The sequence below is a fragment of the Sediminibacterium sp. GW821-FHT12F12 genome (assembly GCF_058806635.1).
Map to the genome: position 1 here is coordinate 549,843 of NZ_JBXAPW010000001.1, position 24,219 is coordinate 574,061.

Below are 24,219 nucleotides of genomic sequence, written 5' to 3' on the forward strand. Positions count from 1 at the left end.
CATCGGTTGTCTCCAATTTTTAAATAAAGTAAATCATTTTAATGTATTGATTATAAATAGATTAAAATAGTCTTATTTAAATTTTATCCGCTATGGGTTTACTTCTCCACCTCTTATACACAGCCCCGTTTTCTCTACGGGAATTATACCCTTTTTGCTGTATGTTCGCAGGTACTTAAAAGGGAATATACGTGAGATTAAAGTCATTAGAAATCAAAGGATTCAAAAGTTTTGCTGATAAAACTGTCGTGAGTTTTGATGAAGGTATTACCGGCATCATCGGACCAAATGGTTGTGGAAAAAGTAATATCATCGATAGTATCCGCTGGGTAATCGGTGAGCAAAAAATATCTGCACTCAGAAGTGAAAATTTAGAAGCGCTCGTTTTTAACGGAAGTAAAACCAGAAGTCCTAGCGGACTGGCCGAAGTAAGCCTCACTTTCGAAAACACAAAAAACTTATTACCTACCGAGTTTAACACTGTTACGGTTACCCGCCGTTTTTACAAAAACGGGGAAAGTGAATACCGCCTCAACGATGTTACCTGCCGGTTGAAAGATATTCATAACCTTTTCCTCGATACGGGTGTGAGTACCGATAGTTATGCCATCATCGAACTGGGTATGGTGGATGATATCATCAAAGACAAAGAAAACAGTCGTCGCCGTATGCTGGAGCAGGCTGCCGGTATCACCATTTACAAAACCCGTAAAAAAGAAGCCAAGAACAAACTGGATGCTACCGAGCAGGACCTGGCGCGTATCGAAGACTTATTGTTCGAGATCAATAACCAGTTGAAGACCCTCGAGAACCAGGCCAAAAAAGCAGAGAAGTTTTACGAGATCAAAAAAGAATACAAGGAAGTAGCCATTGAGCTGGCCAAAGCCTCGCTCGAAGGATTTAATATCACTTACAAAAACCTGAACGAGCAGCAGGATGCCGAGAACGATAAAAAGATCCGGCTGGAAGCTGAGATCGCTACGGAAGAAGCGGCCATTGAACAGGAAAAAGTAGGCTTCATAGAAAAAGAACGTGCCCTGCAAAGTATGCAGCACGAGTTTAACGAATACCTGCAGGAACTGCGCACCCGGGAGAACGATAAAAACCTGGCCACCCAGAAACTGCATTACCTGAAAGAGAAAGAAGCCAACCTGAAAGAATTTCTGGAGAAAGCAGAAGGTCAGTTAAAGACCATCGGCGACTCTATTTCTTATACACAGATCCAGGTGGGAGAAGAAGAAGCCAATTTACTGGAGCTGCAGGATAAAGTAGAAACCGCTAAAGCGGATGTGGAAGACAAACGCCGCGGTTTTGATGAAAAACGTACCGGACTGGATTCATTGCGCAACCGTTACCAGCAGATCCAGCGCAGCCAGTTTGATGCAGAGAAAAAAGTGGCTGTTGCCGATACTTCTATCCTGAATCTGCAAAGGGCACAAACTCAGTTGAACGAGGAACAACAGAACCGCGAAGCACAATTGCAGCAACTGGGTGTGGAACTCGAAGAAAAGGAAGCCACCCTCGATGCCAAACGCATAGACCTGCAGCAGTTACAGGAACACCAGGAAAAGACCAAGGAACAGATCTTTGAAACACAGGCCCAACTGGAAGTTCTTCGCAACGAACTCAATGAAGAGAACCGTAAACTGGATTCCAAGCGCAACGAGTATAACCTCCTGAAAAGTTTGATCGACTCGATGGAAGGCTACCCGGAAAGTATCAAGTTCCTGCACAAGAATCCTGAATGGAACCATGCGGCACCGATCCTGTCGGATATCATTTATGTAAAAGAAGAATACCGTACCGCAGTAGAGAATGTACTGGAGCCTTACCTGAACTATTATGTAGTGAACAACCTCGAAGAAGGTTTACAGGCCGTTCACCTGCTGGATGCTCATAAAAAAGGGAAAGCCAATTTCTTCATGCTGGAGAAATTCGCTGATTACCGCGTAGACACCCATCAACCTGCCAACACCATCAAAGCAATGGATGTGATTGAGGTAGATGAGCAATACCGCAAACTGGCTCAATATTTACTTGCTAACGTATACATTGCCGAAAACGACGAAGCCATTGCCAATAGCAACGGCGCCGTGGTACTCGAAAAAACAGGTAAGTATGTAAAGGGTAAATACACATTAACCGGTGGTAGCGTAGGACTGTTTGAAGGAAAGAAGATCGGTCGTGCCAAGAACCTGGAAAAACTGTCTGAAGAGATCGCAGACCAGGAAGCGGTAGTAAACCTGCTGAAATCCGATATCCAGGCCAAACACAATGAAGTGATCGCTTTCAACGACCAGCTGAAAGAGAATGTGATCAAACAAACAGAAAACGAGATCAACCAGTTAACCAACCAGGTATTTGCTGCCAAGAACCGCATGGAGAACCTGCAGGCTGCCCAGCAAAATGGTTTGCAGCGCCTGGAAGATCTGGAGATGCGTTTACAGGCAGAACATGATGCTATTGCCACCACCCGCGAAGAGTTTCATACCCTGAACGAACAACTGGAAACCACTGCTACCGAACTGAAAACAGTGGAGCAGGATTACCAGTCGGCCGAGTACGAATACAATTTTGCTTCGGTACAATACAACGAAACCAACCTGCAGTTAACCCGTCAGCAGAGCAAGATCACCAGCCTGAAACAGGAACTGGTGTTCAAAGAGAACCAGCTGAACGACCTGCACCTGCAGATTGGTAATAACACGTCGCAATTATCAGAAGCCAGCGCCAATATTGAGGAGAGCGAAAAAGCATTGATCGGTTCTGAAGAACTGTTGCTCGAAATGCTGCGCAAAAAGGAAGAGGAAGAGAAAAAACTGAACGAGGCAGACCAGGCCTATTACAACCTGCGTAATGTATTGCAGGAAAAAGAAAGTGAACTGCGTCTGAAAGTGAAGAGCAAGGAAATGATTGATCACCTGGTAACAGAGATCAAGGATAAACTGAACGAACTGAAACTGCAACTGGCCGGTATGAAAGAAAGGCTGAGCGTAGAGTTCAAAGTAGAACTGGATGAGATACTGGACCAGGCAAGAACCACTGATACGGCCCTTGAAGACCTGCAGGCCAGTTCAGACCGCATGCGCAAACGCCTCGAGAACATGGGAGAAGTAAACCCCACTGCCATTGAAGCGTATACGGAAATGAAGAAACGTTACGAGTTCATCCTGGAACAGAAGAACGATCTGGTATCAGCCAAAGAAAGCCTGCTGCAAACTATCCAGGAAGTGGAAGCCACTGCTAACCAGCAGTTCCTCGATACGTTTAACCAGGTACGCGAGAACTTCCAGAAAGTATTCAAGGCATTGTTTACAGAAGAAGATACGGCAGATATGATCCTGGTGAATCCAGAGAATCTGGCCGAAACCGGTATCGAGATCATCGCCAAGCCTAAGGGAAAACGTCCATCCTCTATCACTCAGTTAAGTGGGGGAGAGAAAACGCTGACGGCCACGGCCCTGTTGTTCTCCATCTATCTGATCAAGCCCGCACCTTTCTGTATCCTGGATGAGGTGGATGCGCCCCTGGATGATGCCAACGTAGGTAAGTTTACACAGATGATCAAGAAATTCAGTGATAACTCACAGTTCATCATTGTAACGCACAACAAACAAACCATGAGTGCGGTAGATGTGATCTACGGTGTAACCATGCAGGAACCTGGTGTAAGTAAACTGGTACCCGTAGATTTCCGGAGTTTAGCGAACTAACCCAACCCGATCTATACGAAAATGGGATTAAGAGTATTCTCTTGATCCCATTTTTTTTAACCTAAGCTATGGTTGTATGATTTTTTGTTTAAAGAAGAAATACCATCCAATAGAACTCGGGACTAAAGTCCCAAAATGAATACAAGTAAGCCTTATTGATCCACGCCCTGAAGGGCATGACAAAATACTTACTTTTGCCGCGCCCTTCAGGGCGTGGATATAAAATCTGTTCTTTTAATTTACTAACCGGGCTTTAGCCCGCAGTGTAGCACTAGGGGAGAGAACTTTTAAATAAATAAGCAATCAATTTGTATAAATCCGTTACTATACTTTACCTCGTCTGTTTTGCCTGTTACCTCGTAGCCACCCGGCAGCCCGACTATTTTGACGGGGAGAAAGCGCCTGCCACCATTCAGTGGCTGGCAGACAGTGTTTCTGGATATGCTATTCCCAAAGCGGTGTTTCATGATGGCAGGAAAGCATATGCGGTTGATGCCCGTTATGTTTTCAGGAACTGGGAAAAAGGAGAAAAAACAGAAGTGATCTATGAAACCGATCATCCCGAAAAGGCTGTGGTATATGGTTTCTGGGGTTATTGGCTGAGCTGGGGAGAACTACTGGGAACCATTGTGATCTACTTTGCCTTGTTCCAGGTAGCAGTTTCTGTAACCAGTAATCCTACGGCCGAGGCCCTGGTAGAGCAATTGGATTATAAACCCGAAAAAAAGCGGAAGTATAAAACACCCGAAGAAGAGTAACAGCGGTTTATTTCAGGTAACGTTTGATCTCTTTCTCCACATCCCGGTTTTTGATGGTCTCGCGTTTATCGTGCAGTTTTTTTCCGCGACCCAGACCGATCTCTACCTTAACCAGGTTCTTATCCGTAAAGAAAACTTTCAGGGGTACCAGTGTATATCCTTTCTCTTTGATCTTTGCCTGGATCTTTTTTAATTCCTTTTTATTTAGCAGCAGTTTCCGGTCGTGCACTTCAATATGGTTATTGGCCGTACCATGTGAATAGCTCGCAATAAACAAACCCCGCACCCATAATTCACCATCATCGAACATACAGAAAGCATCGTTAAAGCTCAGCTTCCCATCCCGGATCGATTTCACTTCCGTACCCATCAATACAATACCTGCTACATATTTGTCTTCTATGGAGTAGTTAAAGTAAGCCTGCCGGTTGTTCATTTCAGCCAAGGGAGAGAGTAATTAAAAATTAAAAATTAAAAATTAAAAATGGGTAGGGCGTTCCTATCATTTTTAAGATCATTTTTTTACCCGGTGGTTTTGATCAGTACCGATAATTATTAATTGCTAATTGTTAATTTTTAATTACCGCCAGGTTTAGCTTCGGAATAATAAAACCACCTGCGCCAGTTTATCTTTCAACTCTTTTCGGTCAACAATAAAATCTAGGAAGCCGTGTTCGAGTAAAAATTCGCTGCGTTGAAAGCCTTCGGGCAGGTCTTTTTTGATGGTTTCTTTGATTACCCGCGGACCGGCAAAACCAATGAGGGCACCGGGTTCGGCAATGTTCAGGTCGCCCAGCATACCAAAACTGGCCGAGATACCACCAAAAGTAGGATCAGTAAGTAAGGAGATATAAGGAAGTTTGGCATCACTTAACTGCGACAGTTTGCCACTGGTTTTGGCCAGCTGCATCAGACTGAAAGCACTTTCCATCATCCTGGCACCACCGCTTTTGCTGATGACGAGATAGGGCAGGTGGTGCTGGATACAGTAATCTACCGCCCGACTGAATTTCTCTCCCATCACACTACCCAGTGAACCACCGATGAATTCAAAATCCATGCAGGCAATCACAATACCCTCGCCGTTGGCCTTACCAACTGCAACACGCATCGAATCTTTCAGATCTGTTTTGGAATGGATATCATCCAAACGTTTCTGGTAAGGTTTCAGATCGGTAAAACCGAGTGCATCAATACTCTGTATGTCTTCGAAAAGTTCAGTGTATTCCTTGTTATCGAAAATCACATCAAAATATTCCTCACTGCCGATACGGTGGTGATAATTGCACTTGGGACAAACAAACAGGTTTTCCTTTAATTCGCTGGTGGTACAGATAAAGTTACACTCCGGACATTTGTTCCATAAACCTTCGGGTGTTTCTTTTTTATCGGCAGTAGAAGTTAAGATACCCTTCCTGATACGTCTGAACCATCGCTCTTTGGCAGGGTCTCCGCCCTGGCTTTCATCGCCGGTCAGGTTTGCTTCAAAATCTTCTTCACGTTCTTTTTTCATAACGGTCAATTGCAATTGGGGCGGTGAAGATAATAATTTTTTAACCACCCTTGTTCCGAAACAACATCCGTTGCCGCAGAACCTTCTCCCCGGAGGAAGGCGAAAATTAGGTATAAATCAATATATATCCTGCAAATTATCAGGTTGTTCGCAGGATAAACCCATCTGCGCCCGTAAAGCTAACAACTGATAGTATGCGGCCAAAAATAACAGGTTTCTTTCATCCGGCCACAAAAAAACCGCCAACGGTTGGGTTGACGGTTTTAAGTAAGATGGATCGTTTAAGCGTTACGGTTAATGCAGTTCAGGTCTTCAAAAGCCACTTCCAGCCTTTTGCTGAAACTTTCTTCACCCTTGCGTAACCAAACCCTTGGATCGTAGAATTTTTTGTTGGGTTTATCGGCCCCTTCCGGATTGCCTAGCTGGCCCTGCAGATACGCTTCATTTTTTACATAGAATTGATGAATGCCTTCCCAGAAAGCCCACTGCAGGTCGGTATCGATGTTCATTTTGATAGCGCCATAGCTGATCGCTTCCCGGATCTGGTGCTGTGGCGATCCGCTTCCGCCATGGAATACAAAGTACACGGGTTTAGGACCGGTACCGAGTTCCTTCTCAATAAAATCCTGGCTGTTCTTCAGGATTATGGGGCGTAATTCCACATTACCCGGACTGTACACACCATGCACATTGCCAAATGCGGCGGCAACCGTAAACAGTTTACCTACTTTGCTTAATTCTGTGTAAGAATATGCAACGTGCTGGGGTTGCGTATATAATTTATCGTTCTCTACACCGCTGTTATCTACACCGTCTTCTTCGCCACCGGTAACACCAAGTTCGATCTCGATGCTCATGCCGAGGGGAGCCATACGTTTGTAGAATTCAACAGAGGTATGAATATTTTCTTCGAGGGGTTCTTCAGAGAGGTCCAGCATGTGTGAGCTGAACAGGGGCTGTCCTTTTTCTTTGTAGAATTGTTCTCCCGCATCAATCAGTCCGCTGATCCAGGGTAACCATTTTTTGGCAGCATGATCGGTATGCAGTACCACCGGTACGCCATAATACTTGGCCACATTGTGGATGTGCAGGGCGCCCGAAATACCGCCGGAAATATTACCCTGCAGGTTATCGTTCGGCATGCCTTTACCGGCAATGAACTGTGCACCTCCGTTTGAAAACTGGATGATCACGGGTGAGTTCACTTTGGCCGCTGTTTCGAGCACCGCATTAATGGTATTGGTACCAATGGTGTTCACTGCTGGAAGTGCAAACTGGTTGTCTTTTGCATCGTTGTACAATGCTTCTAACTCTTCGCCGAATAATACGCCGGCACGGTATTTTTTCATGTGTGTAGATTGTAATGTTAGGGGAACCACTAAGGGATCTTTGCTGTTGGCAAGATACTTTACTTAGCGCAAACAGCCGTTAGCTTTTTGTGGGCGAAATGCACAAGATATCCTACCAGACAGCCTCCTGCAGCATTTTGCGGAAATAGTCAAAGGCATCTGCCATCCGGCTTCCATACCAACTGAACATTTCTCCATCGGCCAGAACCATCTTTGTGCCCGGCAAAACCTGCTGCAGTGCAGTAATATGTTTTTGTTGAAAAGGGTAGGGCTCAGAAGAAAGTAATACCAGCTCTGGTTGCAGCTCCTGCAGTTCGGAAAGACTGATTTCGGGATAACGCATCCGGTTTCCGAGGCAGTTTTCCCAGCCACAGGCCTGCAGCATGGTATCAATAAAACTATCTCCGCCTGCTGCCATATAGGGATCTTTCCAGATCAGGTATACCACCCGTAACCGTTTCTTTGAATCATTGATCTGCTTTTGTAAAAGAATTCTTTTTTCTCCGATTGTTTTAATCAGGGAGGTTGTTTCGGCAGTTTTTCCGGTGAGTGTTCCAATGTTTTGCATCATGGATAATGCATCTTCGATCGAGCGGATATCACTGGTCCATACAGGTGCGATTTTTTCCAGTTCCAGCACCTGTTCCAGTACATTTTCTTCTTTATTGGCAATGATAAGATCGGGTTGCAGGGCCCTTACTGTTTCGATGTTTACATTTTTGGTGCCACCAATCCTTTGTTTGCTGCGGAACCAGTGATTGGGGTGTATGCAGAATTTGGTGATGCCTACTACTTCTTCATTCAGTCCGATGGCGGCCAGCAATTCTGTTTGCGAAGGCACCAGCGAAACAATTCTTTTAGGAGCTGAGGTAAGCAGGATTGGTTTCTGTAATTGGTCGGTGCAGCGGAACATCCGGTAAAATTACAGTAATTCGTTATGGCTAAAAACTTGTTTGACTGTTTTCAATCACCAGCGAAGCAGGATCATCTTCCGGCTGGTATTGTTTCTCCACCAGTTTTTTCAGGCCCATATAACCGGCCAGCCATTCAGGACAAAGCAGGGCCGACAAGTGTTTCACTTCTTTCATCAGTTCCGTATCCAGCAGTAGCTGCTTTGTTTGGCCGAGCGAGGGAAGGGTATCGTTGAGCGGGATGGCAGTGGCTATTTTCATACCGTAAAACTACAGCAAGCATATAACCCTGATGATAGATAGTTGTTATAACCTATAACTACAGGTTATGGATCTGCTGCGCCAGTTTGATGAAACTTTTGTTGAGTCCGCTGTTCTCGCCCTTACGCTGTACAAAGTAAAACTGTCTTTCAATATGCAGTTTGTCAAAATGAACCTGTACCAGTTCTCCATAGGTCAATTCCTTGATCACAGAGCGGTGGGGCAGAAAACCGAGCGAATCGGATTCGATCAGGAAATTTTTCAACGCTTCTGTACCACCCAGTCGCACTTTGATATCGAGCTCAGTTAGTTTGATCTTTTGTTTTTCGAGGGCATACTTCAAAGCAGCGAGGGTGCCGCTTCCCCTTTCGCGGATAGCCATGGGCATCTGCAGGATCTCCTGTATCGCGTAGTTCTTCTTTCTGGCAATCGGGCTTTTTTTACTGCAAACCGCCACTACTTCATCCGATAAAAAAGGTTGGTAATCCACCTGCGTCAGTTTACTCCTTCCTTCAATGATACCCAGGTTAATGTCTTCGTTCAGCAAGGCTTCGAGTACCAATTCGGAATTGCGGTTCAACAAACTGATATGGATCTGCGGGTAGTGCTGGTTAAAAGCAGATAATACTTTGGGCAGTATATACAAGGCTACGGTAGTGCTGGCACCCAGCTTCAGCATGCCCTTGGCTTGCATCACATCACGGATGCCTGAGATCTCGAATTCGGTCTGTTCCTGGATGCGTTTTACTTCTGTGAGTTTTTCAAACAGCAGTTTCCCCGCAGGAGTTAGTTCGATGAGGATGCCTTTGCGATCGAAGAGTTTGGTCTTGTAATAGGCTTCCAGCGATTTGATATGCCTGCTGATGGCAGGTTGTGAAATATACAATACCTGACTGGCCCTGGAAAAACTTTTCAGCTGTGCTACGGATAAAAAAACATCGTGCCGGGTAGAGATCATGGCAGATTGATTATGTTTTCACAGGGTGATGATGATCCTATTTAGCGAGGCATTGTATTACATCGTACTTGGTTACAATATGATAATCCCCTTTTTCATCCCTCGACAGTACTGCCCCATTTTCTTTTGTGATCAGGTTACCAAGTCTTTCTACCGGTGTGTCAAAGTCAACCACAGGATAAGCTGGTTCCAGTACACTTGCTACAGTGGCGGTACGGATCTCTGGGTTGCTGAATACTTTCTGAAACAACCCACTCTCGCTTACGGCACCTATGCATTTGTTCTCCTGCATCACCGGTATATGTTCAATATCATATTTCTTCATCAGTTCTACCGCTTCTGCCACGGTCTGGGTGGCTTCGAGGGTAACCAGTCTTTTGCTGTGCCGGCCACTTACAATGTCTTTGAAGGTTTTCACTTCCAGGAAACCTCGCTCCATCATCCACTGGTCGTTATAGATCTTACCTACATAACGGCTGCCATGATCGTGAAAAATACACACCACCACATCGTCTTTGGTGAGGCTGGATTGTAACTGCATCAATCCCTGCAAACAGCTGCCGGCACTGTATCCGCAGAACATGCCTTCTTCCTTGGCAATCCTTCTGGCCATCACCGCTCCATCTTTATCGGTAACCTGTTCAAACAGATCAATCACGCTCATATCGTAATTCTGTGGTACAAAATCTTCTCCAAAACCTTCCGAAATATAGGGATGCACTTCACCCATATCAATCTCGCCGGTTTTATAATATTTGGTCAATAATGAACCGTACACATCAATGGCCCAGATCTTGATGTTTGGATTTTTTTCTTTCAGGTACATCGCCGTACCGGTAATGGTACCGCCGGTACCTGCGGTGCACACCAGGTGGGTGATCTTCCCTTCGGTCTGTTCCCAGATCTCGGGTCCTGTACTTTCATAGTGCGCCTGGCGGTTGGCCAGGTTATCGTACTGGTTCATGTACATCGAATTGGGGATCTCTTTGCCCAGCCTTTTGGCTACACTATAATAACTGCGGGGATCTTCGGGGAGAACATTTGTTGGACAAACAATCACTTCCGCACCCACTGCTTTCAGGATGTCGGCTTTTTCTTTCGATTGTTTATCGGTGGTTACAAAAATGCATTTATAGCCTTTTACACAGGCGGCCAATGCCAGGCCCATACCGGTATTGCCACTGGTACCTTCAATGATGGTACCGCCGGGTTTCAGTTTGCCTTCCTGTTCGGCCACTTCTACCATTTTCAAAGCCATGCGGTCTTTGATGGAATTACCCGGGTTAAAGTAATCTACTTTAGCCAGCACGGTAGCCGGAATATCTTTGGTGATCTTATTGAGTTTGATCAGAGGGGTGTTGCCGATGGTTTCCAGGATGTTGTTGAGCCACATAATAAACTAACACTTGTTTGCGCAAAGGTAGAGTTTTGCGCTTCCCGGCAAAGCCAATTGTAAAATAGCTACAACGAAAAGAGGAATTTATAAAAGGGCAGCGGATTACCCGGGGGAGTTGGGTAGGATCCGCTACCCTTGTAAATGTCTTGACTGCTTACGCAGAACCTGCCAACTTCGCATAGCGCAGCTTAGAAGGTTTTTACCAGTTGTAAGCTGCGTTCTTCACTCTGGTTGTTACTTACTTCTTTGCTGGTTTCAGTATTGGCTTTCTGGTTGCCGGTATTGCTATGCAGGTATCCAAAAACAACAGCAGGTACCAGGGCCATCAGGAAGATCACGTAAGTGGTAAAAAGGAACTTTTTCATAACGGTTATTTTTAATGGTTTTAATTACTTTGATAGAACAAAGATAGGGTGCTAAATAATACTATGCAATACATAGTACCTTCTTAAGGGTAGTATTTTCTATGGCATAATAATGAGTTATGCTTTGGAATGCAGTAAAATCAAGGGTTTAGCTGTTCCTGACCTATAAAAGGGAGGAATGAGGGATTGTGATGAGCGGATAAATAAGCTGATGAATAACAGCCTGGAAGGACCTTAAAACCGATTTTAGGCGACAAAATCCTTGTCCACGGCGAATTTTTCAGGGAATTTGGCGGTTACCTGGCCATAAAAAGCCATGATTTCGCGCATATCTGCCACGTAATCTTTGGGATAGATCACTTTGCCGATGCCGGCTTTTTTCTTTGCATAGTCTACATAACCAAGGCAAATGGGTACGCCGGCACCCTGTGCCACATGGTAGAAGCCGGTTTTCCATTTATCGCGGAAGCTCCTGGTTCCCTCGGGGGTAATCAGAATAATCAACTCCTCATGCTGCCGGAACAGGTCGATCATGGCTTCCACAAAACTTTTCCGGTCTGCCCCCGCCGTTCTGGGTGTACGATCGATGGCGATACCACCCAGTGGCTTCATCAGCAGGCTGAAAGGAAATTTCATCCACTCTTTTTTTACCGTAAACCGGATCTTCAGCCGGTAAATGGCAAAAGCAGCCATGGTGTACCAGAAATCCCAGTTACTGGTATGCGGTGCGGCAATAATGATACATTTTTTAATCTCGGGAGGGAGATTCGTGTCAACCGTCCAGCCGGTGGCTTTGAAAATACGTGAACAGGCGGCAGAAAGGTTCATTTGAAAAAAGGGGTTATATCCTCAATAACAGTAATCGGGAAAGAAGGTTGCAGGTGTTGAAAGTGGGTAAAACGGTACTGTACTATCAGGACTTGAACTTGTCGGTAATTTTACCGCAGAGATCGCAGTCGATCATTTTTTCGGCTACTTCAATCATATTCTTGAAAGCTTTGGCGTTGCTGATACCATGGCCGATGATCACGGGTTTGTTAACACCGAGCACCGGTGTGCCGCCATAGTTTTCGTAGTGGAAACGGCTGAAATAGGCATCATCGCGGTAGCCACGCTGGCTGGCCACATCATAGATCGATTCGGCCATTTTCAGGAGTACATTCCCGGTGAATCCGTCACAGACGATCACATCGGCTTTATCATTAAACAGGTCGCGGCCCTCGATATTACCTATAAAGTTAATGGCGGTATTTTCTTTCAGCAGGGGATAAGTGGCCTGCGCCAGTATATTTCCTTTGCCTTCTTCTTCGCCCACATTCAATAAACCTGTTTTGGGATGATTGATGTTGAGGATATACTGGGCATACAGGCTGGCCAGTATGGCAAACTGGTTCAGGTGTTCGGGTTTACAGTCGGCATTGAGACCTACATCCGCGATCACACCTGTGGAACCACTCAATTTGGGAACGATAGTGGCAATGGTGGGTCTTTGTACCCCTTCGATGGGTTTGATACTGAACATGGCACCCACCAGCATGGCGCCGGTATTGCCCGCACTGATGAACGCATCTATTTTACCGGTAGCCAGCAGGTGGAAACCGATAGCAATGGAAGATTGCTGTTTTTCTTTCAGGGCCTTGGTAGGATGTTCGTGGTAGCCGATTACTTCCGGGGCATGTACCAAATGCAAATTAGGTGATGTAACCTGGTGTTCCTCCAACAGAGGTTTTACCAGTGTTTCATCACCTATGCAATATATAGATGCCGTACGGGATGGGTCAGACAGGTATAGTTGCAAACCTTTCACCGCCTCCAGCGGTGCAAAATCTCCACCCATCATGTCTAATCCAATATTCATCGTAGCAGGAAGCTAAAGTTGAACTAAAAAGGTTATGCTTTCAGAGGAGCTTTTTCAGCTACCAGTTTCCCTTTATAGAACAATTTACCTTCGCTCACGTGCGCGCGGTGGCGTACATGGGTTTCACCCGTGGTGCTGTCTTTGCTTAATGTTACTTCCTGAGCCACATAGTGAGTTCTTCTCTTTGCGCTACGTTGCTGGGAATGTCTGCGTTTAGGATTCGGCATATCTCGAAATTTATAGTATCAAAAAAAAATTAATCCAGGTTTTTAAATTTATCAAGGCCTTTCCAGACAGTGGTGCCACTCTCTTTCCGGGTCTCTTCTTCCATTTTCTTCAGCTTCTCCAGTACCTCTTTGTTGCATTTAGGCCCTCCCATTTCTTCCTTGCTGCAAATTTTCTGCAACGGAACACTGAGGTTGACGAACTCGTAGATCCAGTCGGCCAGGTGTAAATGGCTTTCTCCGCGGCTGATATAATATACATCCGGGTCTTCTTCCTGTTCGTTCATCTCGTCGGGATTCTCCACCATTTTTACAATGATATTGAACTCGTCCCAAAGCTGCATGGGCAGTGTGTTTCCACATCTGTCGCAGGCTGCATTCACGCTCCCGTCGATATCGAATTTAAGCTGCATAAAGCCATTGTTCTTTTCAAGGCTCAGCTTTACATCAGCCACACAATTCGTAAAATCCTGCTCCCCGTAGGGTATAAAGAACTTGTCCTCAATCCGGTATTCGTAAACATGTACCCCCGGCTTCAAACCCACAAATGCTATCTCAAATTCCCGCCGCTGATTCATAACCGTTTTTTAAGGGCTTGCAAAGGTACGCCAAAACGCCCGAAACGCCAAAGGAAAATTGAATCCGGGCCAATCACTGGTCCACCGGCAATGATAGGCTATTTTGCAGCATATTTGCAGTTATGAAACAAAAGGGGGCAATTTCTACCTGGCAATGGGTGAAACTGGGTATGTTGTTTTGTATTTCGCTGATTATCAGTCTGTTTTCTATTTTTCCTCACCAGGTGGAAACCATCTATGCCACCGGTTTTTATCCCGGACTGGCTTCTACGCTGCGCACCCTTACCCGTTGGATCCCTTTCAGTATCGGTGATTTAGTATATGCCTGGCTGGTGATATTGCTGCTGATCGGGCTGGTACGGATGATACGCCTGCTGTACCGGCGGGAACTGACCCAGGCCCGGCTGGTGCATCTGGGCTATGGGTTTACCAAAACCATGCTATGGGTCTATATCGTGTTTAAACTGGTGTGGGGACTCAACTATAACCGGCTGGGTATTGCCTATCAGCTCCGCCTTTCCAAACAGACGTATTCCAAAGAAGAAGTGACCCAACTGGCACTGTCATTGATCGAAAAGCTGAATGAATGCCGGCGTCAGATCTCCGATACGGTGTTACCCGCCCCGCCGCTGGATACCCTGTACCGCGAGGCCTACCGTTCGTATGAAGCCGCTTCTTACCAGTATGAATTCCTGAATTACCGGAACCATTCCGTGAAATCGAGCCTGTTTAACGGGGTGGCAGATTATATGGGTTTTACGGGATATTATAATCCTTTTACCGGGGAGGCACAGTTGCGCACAGATGTACCGCGGGTATTGATACCGTATATTACCTGTCATGAAATGGCCCACCAACTGGGGTATGCCAGTGAGAGCGAAGCCAATTTTGTGGGGTACCTGGCCGCTGCCGCGTCTAAAGATGTATATGTGCGTTATTCGGTGTACCTTGATCTATTCTCTTATGCACAGGGAGAGCAGGTGCGGATGTATGGGAAGGAAAAGGATTTTACCATTTTTGAAGCGGTATTGAAACAGAACAGGGAAACGATGGATACCCTGGTGAAAAAGGACAGGAAAGAGATCCGCGAATTCTTTTTCAAAAGACGGAACCGGATTTCGCCGGCCGTATCCAGTTTGTATGATCAATACCTGAAACTAAATAAACAATTGGAAGGGTTGAACAGTTATAATGAAGTGGTGGGATGGTTAATTGCTTACCGCAAAAAATATGGCAAACTTTAATTGGGTGAAACTGGTAGTGTCTGTTTTGTTTACCGTGGGAATCGGTTCTCTCGGTGGTATTTTCACGATCAGTGAGATCCCGGGCTGGTATGCGGGTTTGCAGAAACCTTCTTTTAATCCGCCCAACTGGATCTTTGGCCCGGTATGGTCGATGCTGTACCTGCTGATGGGCATCAGCTTTTACCTTGTATGGAAACAGCCCGTATCTACCGTACGAAATGTAGGGCTCGCCCTTTTCGTGATCCAGTTCATCCTGAATTTTTGCTGGAGCATCCTGTTCTTTAACCAGCATCTGATCGCTGCTGCCCTATTGGAAATGGTGTTCCTATGGATCTTCATCCTGCTCACCATGATCTGGTTTGCCAAACTTTCTCCCACTGCCAGCTGGCTACTGTTACCTTATTTAGGCTGGGTAAGTTTTGCCACGATCTTAACGGCAGCCATCTGGAAGCTGAATCCATAATCCGCTAATCCGTCATCCGCGAATTCTAAAACTGGTTCTTCCACATCATACTCTCCACTGGTTTATCCGGCTGACCGCTGTATTTGGCATTGCCTTTCTGGTTGTATTTAACAGCGATCTCTCCGTCTACGGGGAAATAGATCAGCTGACCGATGGGCATTCCCTTATAAATACGCACGGGTTGTTTGCAGGAGATCTCCAGTGTCCAGTTACCGCAGAAACCTACATCGCCTTTACCGGCAGTAGCGTGGATATCAATTCCCAGCCGGCCGGTAGATGATTTTCCTTCGAGAAAAGGCACATGGGCATGGGTTTCGGTATATTCTTCTGTTACGCCCAGGTAAAAGGCGTGGGGTTGTAATACAAAACCTTCATCCGGTATTTCGAAGTACTCGATCTTATTGTGCTTTTTGGCATCCAGTTCCGCATTTACATACGTGGCCAGCCATTTGCCGAGATGAACATCGTAACTGTTGCTGCCGAGGTCGGCCCGGTTATAGGGTTCTATCTTAATGGTTCCTTTGGCGATTTCTTCCAGTATGCGTGAATCTGTGAGGATCATTCTTTGTACTTTTATCTATTGAGACTGTAATAATACGAACCCCTGCAAGCTAAATTCTAAATTACTCCTGTGCCGCTGTTTTATCAACAAGATATTAACCCAACCACAAAACTGGCGGTCTGGAAGATCGAAGAAACCGAATCTTTTTTTCTGCGTGCCGTGCCTTTGGGTCGTGAGATCACGCACCCGCATAAACGCCTGCAACACCTGGCGGGACGTTTTCTGCTGCCTTATTTATTCCCGGATTTTCCTCACCACGAGATCGAGATCGCAGATACCCGCAAACCTTTTTTACCGGGAGAGCAATACCATTTTTCCATCTCTCACTGCAGTGAGTATGCGGCGGCTATCGTTAGCAGTACAGACAGGGTGGGGGTGGATATTGAAACCATCTCGCCCAGAGTAGAGAAGATCAAACATAAATTTCTCCACCCGGATGAACTGGTGTTTGTGCATGGTTATCCTCATGACCAACAAATTCCTTTGCTCACCCTTTTATGGAGTTGTAAGGAAGCCATGTTCAAATGGTGGGGCAGAGGGGAGGTGGATTTTAGTGAAGTGTTGCGGATTGAACCTTTTTTAATGGCAGAGAAGGGCAGTATAAAAACAAGGTTTCATAAAAATGATTTTGATGTAGCATTGGATCTGCATTACCGGATGGAAGAGGGGGTGAGTTTGGTGTGGACGAATTAATGAGTGAATGAGAGAATGAGTGGATGAGTGAATGAGTGAATGAGTGAAGGGGGGATTCAATGATAGAATGATGGAATGAGGTTTATAATTACTCAATCGTCAAACCGGCTTTGGGCTTTGGTTTTGGGCACGAACATGAGGTTCTTCTGGAGCATTACTTTCATTTGTCTTTTTACCAGCTGGCCCATGGTTTTGGCTTTTTTGAAAGCGACGGGATTGTTGAAATGGGTACTGAGTTCTTCTTTGAGTTGTTCGATCTTTTCGGGTTTGGAGATATCGTCACCGCTCATGATATCGAGGATCTCTTTCATGCGGTAACGGGCCGAAACCAGACGGAAAGTCATCATAGTTCTTTCTTCTGCCTGGTATTGGGCAATGGATTTGGCATCGAGGTGTTTGGCTACAATGTCTACCAGCGGTTTGTTCTCTTTGAAAAACTGGGGTAAATACAGGTTTTTCCTTCCTTCATAAGATTGCTGGTCAAAATCAATGGCGCGGATGCGGTATTGGTAATCTTCGATATCGGGAGTGATATTTACCACATAATTATAGGCCCGCATATCGCCCAGCAAGTGTACAAAACAGCGTTCGTTGAATTTCACAAACTCTTTGGCCAGCCGGATCTGGTTGGTATTCGGATCCTGCAGGTAATCATGGATGAAAATATCTCCGGGGATACCCGGAATATGTTCTTCGATCAGGGTGTTTTTGTTGGTGAAATAAGTCATCCGGTTGGGCGATAACAGGTGTTCCAGTTCCAGTCCGTAAATACGGCTGGCATCGGCCTGTTTGATATAGTAATGATCGTAGTTATCGTTGAACTTGTTTACGATACGGATGCGGAAAGGCTGGCTGTTGCCGAAAAAACAGAAATCGATGCGGGCCACATCCAGGTGATTGATAAAGCTGAGATCACCTTCGGTTTTTAGAATGGCATAAATACGTACGAGGTTCTCGCGCAGGAATTCCCATTCGTGCATATCGTAAGACACTTTTTCCCAGGCCGTGTCTTTGCCATATTTATCTTTTAGCGGAACCGTATAGGTAAACCGCTGCAGATCGGCATAACTAACGGGCAGGTTTACTTCGCGGCCATACTTTACCAGATACTGCCGCAGATCATCTTTTACCGGGAAAATGGGTTTCTTCTTCGATGGACGATCGGGTTGATCAGATGGGTCGATATGGTTGAATGGATTACTCAACTAATATGGGGTCTGTGTCTTCGAGCAAATTCAGGTTAATGGCGTCGGCGCCGGCAATACCTTCTACGGATCCTTTGATATGTGCGGCATTCAGCAATACTTTCTCCAGTTGTTTTTCCCTGGCTTTCCAGAGTTTTTCCATGGCATCTCTTTCACGCTGGATGCTCAGTTTCATACTCATGAACCCTTCGCGGATCGCTTTCCATTGTTCACTGAATTCGCTTCCGGTCAGATAATCATAGAGCATGTGCATTTTGTCGCCTTTATTATCCTGGCTTTTTTTCGCATCGGCAATCTTGAGCAGGGCATTTCTTAACAGCAGGGCCACACTTCGTACTTCTGCAAAACTGCAGATATATACGCCGTCTTTTTCCCCAAACCGGTCCATATCTTTCGGGAAAGCCTGTGTTACAATCACGGCAACATCGGCACCGAGCGTACGCATATCCGCTTTCAGTTTTTCGATCCACTCATTCGAAAAATCTTTGGTGCGTTTGCTTTCATAAATAATTTTACCTGCTTCGTTACCAAACTGGTTGCGTACAATCTGGGTACAATCCGCACCCCGCACGCCTTTACCCACTTCCTCTATTTTATCAAAGGGGAAAGTGGCCTGCAACAGTTCTTCCAGCATCAGTTCCTGTACTTCTCCCTGTAACTGCATACTGCCCTGCTCCGATTTACGGCGCATTTCTTCGGCCAGTTTTTTCTGGTCGTCCAGTTGTTTTTCCAGTTCTTTTAAACGTAGCTGGTATTCCTGTTCTTTCAGGTTAATTTTTTCCGATTCTTCTTTCTGTAATTGTTCTTTCAGTTTTTCCCTTTCTTCCATCAATTGTTTCTGCAGGGTAAGCTGCAGCTCTTCCTCTTTGTTTTTCAGGGCCTGTTCTTTCTGTAGAAATTCCAGTTGCTGTTTGCGGGCTTCTTTCAGTTTTTCTTCATTCTCGGCTGCGTTCTGCTGCAGCATTTTCAGCTGGTTCTCAAAATCTGCCGCCACTGATTTACGGATCGTATCCTGCAGTTCCTGTTGCAGTTTCTTTTTTTCCGCATCTATCTGTTTGCGGTTCTCTTCGTCTTTGGCCTGTAACTGTTGCTGAAAACTGGTTTCCTTTAACCTGAATTCTTCGTCTTTTTTCTTCTGCCAGTCTACCATTTTACCACGCAGTTCCTTTTCGATCTCATCACGCATAGAATCGCCGGGTTCAAACTGGTGATTACAGTTAGGGCAGGTGATAATAAAACTGGACATGTATGTTTTTTTTACAAAGTAAGACTAAGCATTGAAATGAAAAAACCGGCTCAGATGAGCCGGTTTGTGCGGAAGAGGAGATTCGAACTCCCACGCCCGGTAAAAGGCGCTACCACCTCAAAGTAGTGCGTCTACCAATTTCGCCACCTCCGCAGTTATTTTGAGAACAAGAAATACTAAACCAGTTTGGAATAAGTGAATTTCCTTTTCCCCCTTCGGTAAGTTTGTCACCCGCCGTAGGTTTGGGAACGCAAATGTAAAGGAAACGGATAAAATTCGCGGCAGATTCCCGGATTTTAATTGCTTACCACTGAGAATCAGTTGCCGGATACGTATTACATCCTTTCAGGAACCTTGATCCCTAATACATTCATCCCGTTTTTGATCACCTGCGCTGTAAGCCGGGAAAGCTGTAAACGGAGCTTTTTTTTCTCCTGGCTCTCGGCATTGGCTATAGAATGTTCCGTATAAAATGAGTTAAAGACCTTGGCCAGATTAAACACATAAATGGCCACTTTAGAAGGGTCGTGTTCATTGGCGGCATCCTGTAATACAGCAGGGAAGGTTTCCAGGTGGATGGACAGCTCCTTTTCCAAGGGCAGTAAGGTAGTTTGGAGTTTGGAGTTGGGAGTTGGGGGTATTGCATCTACCCCTGCTTTCCGTAAAATGCTTTTGATCCTTGCGTGGGTATATTGAATGAAGGGGCCGGTAAAACCGTGGAAGTCGATACTTTCTTCCGGGTTAAAGACCATTTTCTTTTTGGGATCTACCCGCAGCAGGAAAAACTTCAGGGCACCGAGTCCGATGATATCGTATAATTCTGTCAGCTCTTCTGCTGTAAAATCTTTCACTTTACCCAGCTCTTCTGTTTTCTGGCGGGCTATGTTCACCATTTCTTCTACGAGATCGTCGGCGTCTACAACGGTTCCTTCGCGACTCTTCATTTTGCCGGTCGGCAATTCCACCATGCCGTAACTCAGGTGATAGATGCCATCTGCAGAAGGTAATCCCAGTTTCTGACAGATCAGTTTCAATACTTTGAAATGATAATTCTGTTCATCGCCCACCACATAAATACTCTGGCTGGCATTGAATTCTTTCTGTTTCTGTTCGGCCAGTCCGATATCCTGTGTGATGTACACTGATGTACCGTCTTTTCTGCGTACCAGTTTTTCATCCAGTCCGTCGGCTGTCAGGTCGATCCATACACTGCCATCCGGCTTCTGGTAAAACACGCCTTTGGTCAGACCGGTTTCCACCAGGTCTTTTCCTAATAAATAGGTATTGCTTTCGTAATAGGTCTTATCAAAATCACTGCCGATACGCTGGTAAGTAGCTTCAAAACCGGCATACACCCAGCTGTTCATCGTACGCCAGAGTTCCATCACTTCGGGTTTGCCAGCTTCCCAATCCAGCAACATCTGCTGGGTGGCCAGCATAATGGGGGCTGTTTTCTCGGCTTCTTCATCCAGCTTGCCCTGGGCTTTCAGTTCTTCTACCTGCTGTTTGTATTCATCGTTGAACTTTACATAATAATCTCCTACAAAATGATCGCCCTTGGTATTCGTAGATGCCGGTGTGGCGCCATTGCCAAACAGCTGCCAGGCAATCATACTTTTACAGATATGGATACCGCGGTCGTTTACGATACAGGTTTTTACCACTTCATTGCCATTGGCTTTCAGGATCTCTGCAATACTTCGGCCCAGAAAATTGTTCCGCAAATGCCCAAGGTGTAAAGGTTTGTTGGTATTGGGAGAGGAGTACTCTACCATTACCTTCTGTCCGTTTTTCGGCGCGTGCCCGAAAGAGATATTGTTGTACTGCTCGTTCACAAACTGCAGCCAGTAACTATCGGCCACGGTAATATTGAGAAATCCTTTGATGATATTATAGGCAGTAAAAAGTTGGGGATGGGTATCAACAATATATTGGCCCAGCTCTTGCCCCAGTACATCGGGCGATTTTTTCAGCTGTTTTACAAAGGCAAACAGCACAACGGTATAATCGCCTTCAAATTCTGGTTTGGTGGCATTTACCAATACATCCTTTGGAGCCAGTTCTACCTGGTACAGTTGGTGTATGGCGGCGGCGGTAACTTCTTTTATCCGGGTAACAACACTCATTTCTTAACAATTTCGGCTGGCAAAAGTAACTAATTAACCCCTACCTTCGGCACCATAATGCGAAAGCTGCATGATACGATCCGTGGCCAGATATTGGGTTTAGTGGACCTTTTTTATCCATTATTTCGTCGTTTCATGCCCCTGCAAACCTTCCGTTATGCTGCCTGCGGCGGATTTAATACCGCTTTGGATATCACCCTTTTCTTTGTGGCCTATAATTTCATATTGCAGAAACAGGTCATCCATCTGGGTATCATCAGCATTGCCCCGCATATTGCCGCTTTCCTGATCAGTTTCTGTGTTACTTTCCCCATCGGGTTCTACCTGAGCCGGTATGTGGTGTTCCAGGAAACTTCTGTGGGCAAACGCAAACAGCTGGGTAAATATTTTATGGTGGTACTGGGCTGCCTGTTCCTGAACTATGGTTTTTTGAAACTGTTTGTAGAAACTTTCCGGTGGTATCCCACACCTTCCAAATTGCTTACCACGGTATTTGTGGTAGCGTTTAGTTACCTCTCGCAAAAGAACTATACGTTCAAAGCGGCTAAGGGATAATTTTTTCTACGGGTTTGAAATAGAACTGTAAAGTGGCCAACCCTTTTTTCTCAGCATGTACGATCCTGAACCTGTGTTCGCCGGCACTGAGTTTGATGCGGGTATGATGATGGGTATTTTCATCCAGTTCTGTGTATTGGCTGTCCCAGGCATTGATCACTTCCTGTTCATCGATAAACAGTCTTACATAATCATCGGCTGTAATTCCTACTTCATAGGTATTGGCAGGTAATACCATGGTGGTAGTAGCTACTGTGGCAAAAGAATCTGCGGGTAAATCTTTTCCGATTTTGCCCCACCAGGTAAAATCAATGTTGGAAGTAACTGCGGAATGAACGGGTGTTTGTTCCCATACAGCAGTAAAGGCTGTATAATCCTTGCCAGGATCCTGATCGGCATTCCATCTGTACCAGTTTACATTCCATTGGGCAACAGGTTCAAATTCACTGTAGGTAAAATCATGTGTGCTGCTGCTGTCCTGCCATTTCCCGAACTGGTTGCGGTAGCCGGAACCTTTGTATTGTAAGCGGATGACTCTCTGGGCCTGCGTTTTTTGTGCCGTAGCGGTGATAGTTGAAGGAAAACTGTTGTTTCCCTTATCAACAATCGTGAATCCATCTGTAGCCGTGAGCTCCCAGCTGCCTTTTGGTCCCAGCACTTCAAAATGATAATGACCCAAACTATCAATATCCGTTAACCAGAGTAAAGGATAGCGGAAATCGTAGGGCCCCCATTCTGTGATCCGCATCTCCTTTTTACCCTGCGGCAGAATAGTAGGTGGCAGGGCCGTGGCTTTGATGGTTTTTAATCTTTCATCTTTCTGGTAGTCCATATCCAGTACTTCTGCCTCGCGGGAGGTATCAATATTCTCTGCCCTTTCGCCCAGTACCAATGGTTCTGCTACCAGCAGTTTGGTGTTACCACTGAACACAACCGTATCGGTACCCATGATATCAAATGCTTTGGGTGTAGAAGTGAATTTATTGGCTGCGATCCAGTAATTACGGCTATCGGTATTTCGTTTCTGTGCATAGATCCAATCGGCAGGCTGTTTCTCTCTCGACCATAATTTTACACCTGTCTGATCATTCGTAAAACTGTTCAGTACAAGATTGATATTCTGTCCGTGTTCTATAGCAATACCTATGCGGTTATTCTCAAAAGTATTATCTGTGATATCCGTATCGTAACTATACCCACCCCAGATACCATGGTCGCAGTCTTTGATCAGGTTCTTCATAACCAGGTTTCGGCTGAAAGTAATCTCTACTCCATTGGTGGGTGCATACGAAAAATCGTTTCCATACACAAAATTGTCGTTGCTTCCGCCTTCACCCGTGTCCATGGTGGTCTGTCCGGCCCATAAAAAGAATCCATCTCCGCTATGGGTAGCGGTATTAAAGGCAAACACATTATCACTGCTTTGTTCAAACACCAGGAAACCGGCACTGTCCTGTCCACGTTTGTATTTGCCATGGCTGTATCCCCGCACGTTATAATCGAGCCGGTTATGGTAAAATTGATTATGGCTGCTGCGGTATAAACCAATGCCGATACCGGAATTGAAGGAAAAATCATTGTCCCACACGCTGGCTTTTTCGCAGCGTGTCATCATCAGCGCGCATTGTCCGCCGGTGACGAGGTTATTGGAGATAACAGCCGAACGGCAATTAACAAGGTAGATAGCGGCTCCATATCGAAGCCATTCTTCTTTTTCGTTGTGATGATAACTCATCCAGTCGCTGATATCTTCCCGCTCGCGGTTACTCTGCAAATGCTGGCGCCAGTTATAACTCAAATCGCAATGATCGATGGTGAGGTTTTCTACACTGTCGGCCAGGATCGCTATTTTATAACCGTGTATGTAAGCGTTTTTTATTGTGATATTCTTTGATCCTTTTTTTATGAGGATAGCCAGACCATAGAACTCATCCGGTCTGGATTTGTCTGCGGAACCCTGTACCACGGCTTTGTTAAAATCAACCGTAATATTATTTCCTTCTATTACCAGCAAAGGTTTTTTCAGATCGGCAGATGCCACTAAAGTATACGTGCGCGGAAGGATGGTAACAGAGGTTTTGATCACCATCCCGCTGGTTAATTCAATCGAATTGGCCCAAAGGCAGTACGGGAACAGCAGTCCCAGTAAGGCTATATACCATCCTTTCATAGGGTTAAAGATAAGGATTGAGATAAGTGATGTTACTACCGGGCTGGTAAAGATTTATTAAATAAGCAGTA

The 24,219-nt window shown here is 45.5% G+C and carries 23 protein-coding genes and 1 tRNA gene; 6 read left to right on the forward strand and 18 right to left on the reverse strand.

Features of this window, described 5'->3' with window-relative positions:
* Positions 1-191 precede the first annotated feature (191 nt).
* Both smc and AC1RNB_RS02275 read left to right on the forward strand, forming a co-directional pair.
* On the forward strand, positions 192-3,713 hold the full coding sequence (gene smc, locus AC1RNB_RS02270; protein WP_493080335.1) for a chromosome segregation protein SMC: 3,522 nt from the start codon (positions 192-194) through the stop codon (positions 3,711-3,713).
* Between the two features lie 308 nt (positions 3,714-4,021).
* Positions 4,022-4,471, forward strand: coding sequence for a hypothetical protein (locus AC1RNB_RS02275; protein ID WP_493080336.1), 450 nt, complete (start codon positions 4,022-4,024; stop codon positions 4,469-4,471).
* Positions 4,472-4,478: 7 nt separating this feature from the next.
* Here AC1RNB_RS02275 and smpB read toward each other — a convergent pair whose 3' ends face one another.
* The 12 genes from smpB to AC1RNB_RS02335 all read right to left on the reverse strand — a co-directional run bounded on the left by smpB (position 4,479) and on the right by AC1RNB_RS02335 (position 13,884).
* Positions 4,479-4,907, reverse strand: a complete 429-nt coding sequence (gene smpB / locus AC1RNB_RS02280) for an SsrA-binding protein (RefSeq protein WP_493080456.1) — start codon at positions 4,905-4,907, stop codon at positions 4,479-4,481.
* 156 nt (positions 4,908-5,063) lie between these two features.
* A complete protein-coding gene (gene accD / locus AC1RNB_RS02285; protein ID WP_493080338.1) occupies positions 5,064-5,984 on the reverse strand; it encodes an acetyl-CoA carboxylase, carboxyltransferase subunit beta in 921 nt (306 codons plus the stop codon).
* Positions 5,985-6,265: 281 nt separating this feature from the next.
* Entirely contained in the window at positions 6,266-7,333 is a 1,068-nt protein-coding gene (gene fbaA, locus AC1RNB_RS02290; RefSeq protein WP_493080340.1) for a class II fructose-bisphosphate aldolase, read from the reverse strand.
* 112 nt (positions 7,334-7,445) lie between these two features.
* Positions 7,446-8,246: an ABC transporter substrate-binding protein gene (locus AC1RNB_RS02295; RefSeq protein ID WP_493080342.1), complete on the reverse strand. Its 801-nt coding sequence runs from the start codon at positions 8,244-8,246 to the stop codon at positions 7,446-7,448.
* Between the two features lie 28 nt (positions 8,247-8,274).
* On the reverse strand, positions 8,275-8,505 hold the full coding sequence (locus AC1RNB_RS02300) for a hypothetical protein (protein WP_493080344.1): 231 nt from the start codon (positions 8,503-8,505) through the stop codon (positions 8,275-8,277).
* A 58-nt stretch (positions 8,506-8,563) separates the two neighbouring features.
* Complete coding sequence (locus AC1RNB_RS02305; protein ID WP_493080346.1) at positions 8,564-9,463, reverse strand: LysR substrate-binding domain-containing protein; 900 nt, start codon at positions 9,461-9,463, stop codon at positions 8,564-8,566.
* A 37-nt stretch (positions 9,464-9,500) separates the two neighbouring features.
* Positions 9,501-10,856 carry a pyridoxal-phosphate dependent enzyme gene (locus tag AC1RNB_RS02310; protein WP_493080348.1) on the reverse strand — a complete coding sequence of 452 codons (1,356 nt, stop codon included), beginning with the start codon at positions 10,854-10,856 and terminating at the stop codon, positions 9,501-9,503.
* 191 nt (positions 10,857-11,047) lie between these two features.
* Entirely contained in the window at positions 11,048-11,224 is a 177-nt protein-coding gene (locus tag AC1RNB_RS02315; RefSeq protein WP_493080350.1) for a hypothetical protein, read from the reverse strand.
* Positions 11,225-11,470: 246 nt separating this feature from the next.
* The gene (locus tag AC1RNB_RS02320; RefSeq protein WP_493080352.1) at positions 11,471-12,052 is read right to left on the reverse strand and encodes a 1-acyl-sn-glycerol-3-phosphate acyltransferase; all 582 of its coding nucleotides are present in this window, start codon (positions 12,050-12,052) and stop codon (positions 11,471-11,473) included.
* A gap of 85 nt (positions 12,053-12,137) precedes the next feature.
* Positions 12,138-13,082 (reverse strand): phosphate acyltransferase PlsX, encoded by a 945-nt coding sequence (gene plsX, locus AC1RNB_RS02325; RefSeq protein WP_493080354.1) that lies wholly within the window; start codon positions 13,080-13,082, stop codon positions 12,138-12,140.
* Positions 13,083-13,114: 32 nt separating this feature from the next.
* A complete protein-coding gene (gene rpmF, locus AC1RNB_RS02330; protein WP_078830450.1) occupies positions 13,115-13,309 on the reverse strand; it encodes a 50S ribosomal protein L32 in 195 nt (64 codons plus the stop codon).
* A gap of 29 nt (positions 13,310-13,338) precedes the next feature.
* Entirely contained in the window at positions 13,339-13,884 is a 546-nt protein-coding gene (locus AC1RNB_RS02335) for a YceD family protein (RefSeq protein WP_493080356.1), read from the reverse strand.
* A gap of 122 nt (positions 13,885-14,006) precedes the next feature.
* Here AC1RNB_RS02335 and AC1RNB_RS02340 point away from each other — a divergent pair, with 122 nt between their 5' ends.
* Together AC1RNB_RS02340 and AC1RNB_RS02345 are read left to right on the forward strand one after the other, a co-directional pair.
* Positions 14,007-15,128: a DUF3810 domain-containing protein gene (locus AC1RNB_RS02340; RefSeq protein ID WP_493080357.1), complete on the forward strand. Its 1,122-nt coding sequence runs from the start codon at positions 14,007-14,009 to the stop codon at positions 15,126-15,128.
* On the forward strand, positions 15,115-15,591 hold the full coding sequence (locus AC1RNB_RS02345) for a TspO/MBR family protein (RefSeq protein WP_493080359.1): 477 nt from the start codon (positions 15,115-15,117) through the stop codon (positions 15,589-15,591). The genes AC1RNB_RS02340 and AC1RNB_RS02345 overlap by 14 nt, the downstream gene beginning before the upstream one ends.
* A 25-nt stretch (positions 15,592-15,616) precedes the next feature.
* Here the strand turns inward: AC1RNB_RS02345 and dcd are convergent, their stop codons facing one another.
* The gene (gene dcd, locus AC1RNB_RS02350; protein WP_493080361.1) at positions 15,617-16,153 is read right to left on the reverse strand and encodes a dCTP deaminase; all 537 of its coding nucleotides are present in this window, start codon (positions 16,151-16,153) and stop codon (positions 15,617-15,619) included.
* Between the two features lie 69 nt (positions 16,154-16,222).
* Here dcd and AC1RNB_RS02355 point away from each other — a divergent pair, with 69 nt between their 5' ends.
* Positions 16,223-16,846 carry a 4'-phosphopantetheinyl transferase family protein gene (locus AC1RNB_RS02355; RefSeq protein WP_493080363.1) on the forward strand — a complete coding sequence of 208 codons (624 nt, stop codon included), beginning with the start codon at positions 16,223-16,225 and terminating at the stop codon, positions 16,844-16,846.
* Between the two features lie 92 nt (positions 16,847-16,938).
* On the opposite strand, the gene AC1RNB_RS02360 is transcribed toward AC1RNB_RS02355, so the two are convergent.
* The 4 genes from AC1RNB_RS02360 to argS all read right to left on the reverse strand — a co-directional run bounded on the left by AC1RNB_RS02360 (position 16,939) and on the right by argS (position 21,423).
* Positions 16,939-18,051, reverse strand: coding sequence for a hypothetical protein (locus AC1RNB_RS02360; protein ID WP_493080364.1), 1,113 nt, complete (start codon positions 18,049-18,051; stop codon positions 16,939-16,941).
* Complete coding sequence (locus AC1RNB_RS02365; RefSeq protein ID WP_493080366.1) at positions 18,044-19,297, reverse strand: DUF2130 domain-containing protein; 1,254 nt, start codon at positions 19,295-19,297, stop codon at positions 18,044-18,046. The genes AC1RNB_RS02360 and AC1RNB_RS02365 overlap by 8 nt, the downstream gene beginning before the upstream one ends.
* 67 nt (positions 19,298-19,364) lie before the next feature.
* Positions 19,365-19,450 (reverse strand) — tRNA-Leu (locus tag AC1RNB_RS02370).
* Between the two features lie 182 nt (positions 19,451-19,632).
* Positions 19,633-21,423, reverse strand: coding sequence for an arginine--tRNA ligase (argS, locus tag AC1RNB_RS02375; protein WP_493080367.1), 1,791 nt, complete (start codon positions 21,421-21,423; stop codon positions 19,633-19,635).
* 57 nt (positions 21,424-21,480) lie between these two features.
* Here argS and AC1RNB_RS02380 point away from each other — a divergent pair, with 57 nt between their 5' ends.
* Positions 21,481-21,978 (forward strand): GtrA family protein, encoded by a 498-nt coding sequence (locus AC1RNB_RS02380; protein WP_493080369.1) that lies wholly within the window; start codon positions 21,481-21,483, stop codon positions 21,976-21,978.
* On the opposite strand, the gene AC1RNB_RS02385 is transcribed toward AC1RNB_RS02380, so the two are convergent.
* Positions 21,968-24,148 (reverse strand): right-handed parallel beta-helix repeat-containing protein, encoded by a 2,181-nt coding sequence (locus AC1RNB_RS02385; protein ID WP_493080370.1) that lies wholly within the window; start codon positions 24,146-24,148, stop codon positions 21,968-21,970. The two genes, AC1RNB_RS02380 and AC1RNB_RS02385, sit on opposite strands and share 11 nt — an antisense overlap.
* Between the last annotated feature and the right edge of the window lie 71 nt (positions 24,149-24,219).

Coding starts and splice junctions, on each gene's coding strand:
- AC1RNB_RS02365 (WP_493080366.1), bottom strand. CDS start 19,297: ATGTCCAGTTTTATTATCACCTGCCCTAACTGTAATCACCAGTTTGAA.
- fbaA (WP_493080340.1), bottom strand. CDS start 7,333: ATGAAAAAATACCGTGCCGGCGTATTATTCGGCGAAGAGTTAGAAGCA.
- AC1RNB_RS02300 (WP_493080344.1), bottom strand. CDS start 8,505: ATGAAAATAGCCACTGCCATCCCGCTCAACGATACCCTTCCCTCGCTC.
- AC1RNB_RS02380 (WP_493080369.1), top strand. CDS start 21,481: ATGCGAAAGCTGCATGATACGATCCGTGGCCAGATATTGGGTTTAGTG.
- AC1RNB_RS02305 (WP_493080346.1), bottom strand. CDS start 9,463: ATGATCTCTACCCGGCACGATGTTTTTTTATCCGTAGCACAGCTGAAA.
- rpmF (WP_078830450.1), bottom strand. CDS start 13,309: ATGCCGAATCCTAAACGCAGACATTCCCAGCAACGTAGCGCAAAGAGA.
- dcd (WP_493080361.1), bottom strand. CDS start 16,153: ATGATCCTCACAGATTCACGCATACTGGAAGAAATCGCCAAAGGAACC.
- AC1RNB_RS02315 (WP_493080350.1), bottom strand. CDS start 11,224: ATGAAAAAGTTCCTTTTTACCACTTACGTGATCTTCCTGATGGCCCTG.
- argS (WP_493080367.1), bottom strand. CDS start 21,423: ATGAGTGTTGTTACCCGGATAAAAGAAGTTACCGCCGCCGCCATACAC.
- AC1RNB_RS02295 (WP_493080342.1), bottom strand. CDS start 8,246: ATGTTCCGCTGCACCGACCAATTACAGAAACCAATCCTGCTTACCTCA.
- AC1RNB_RS02335 (WP_493080356.1), bottom strand. CDS start 13,884: ATGAATCAGCGGCGGGAATTTGAGATAGCATTTGTGGGTTTGAAGCCG.
- accD (WP_493080338.1), bottom strand. CDS start 5,984: ATGAAAAAAGAACGTGAAGAAGATTTTGAAGCAAACCTGACCGGCGAT.
- AC1RNB_RS02345 (WP_493080359.1), top strand. CDS start 15,115: ATGGCAAACTTTAATTGGGTGAAACTGGTAGTGTCTGTTTTGTTTACC.
- smpB (WP_493080456.1), bottom strand. CDS start 4,907: ATGAACAACCGGCAGGCTTACTTTAACTACTCCATAGAAGACAAATAT.
- plsX (WP_493080354.1), bottom strand. CDS start 13,082: ATGAATATTGGATTAGACATGATGGGTGGAGATTTTGCACCGCTGGAG.
- AC1RNB_RS02340 (WP_493080357.1), top strand. CDS start 14,007: ATGAAACAAAAGGGGGCAATTTCTACCTGGCAATGGGTGAAACTGGGT.
- AC1RNB_RS02320 (WP_493080352.1), bottom strand. CDS start 12,052: ATGAACCTTTCTGCCGCCTGTTCACGTATTTTCAAAGCCACCGGCTGG.
- AC1RNB_RS02310 (WP_493080348.1), bottom strand. CDS start 10,856: ATGTGGCTCAACAACATCCTGGAAACCATCGGCAACACCCCTCTGATC.
- AC1RNB_RS02385 (WP_493080370.1), bottom strand. CDS start 24,148: ATGAAAGGATGGTATATAGCCTTACTGGGACTGCTGTTCCCGTACTGC.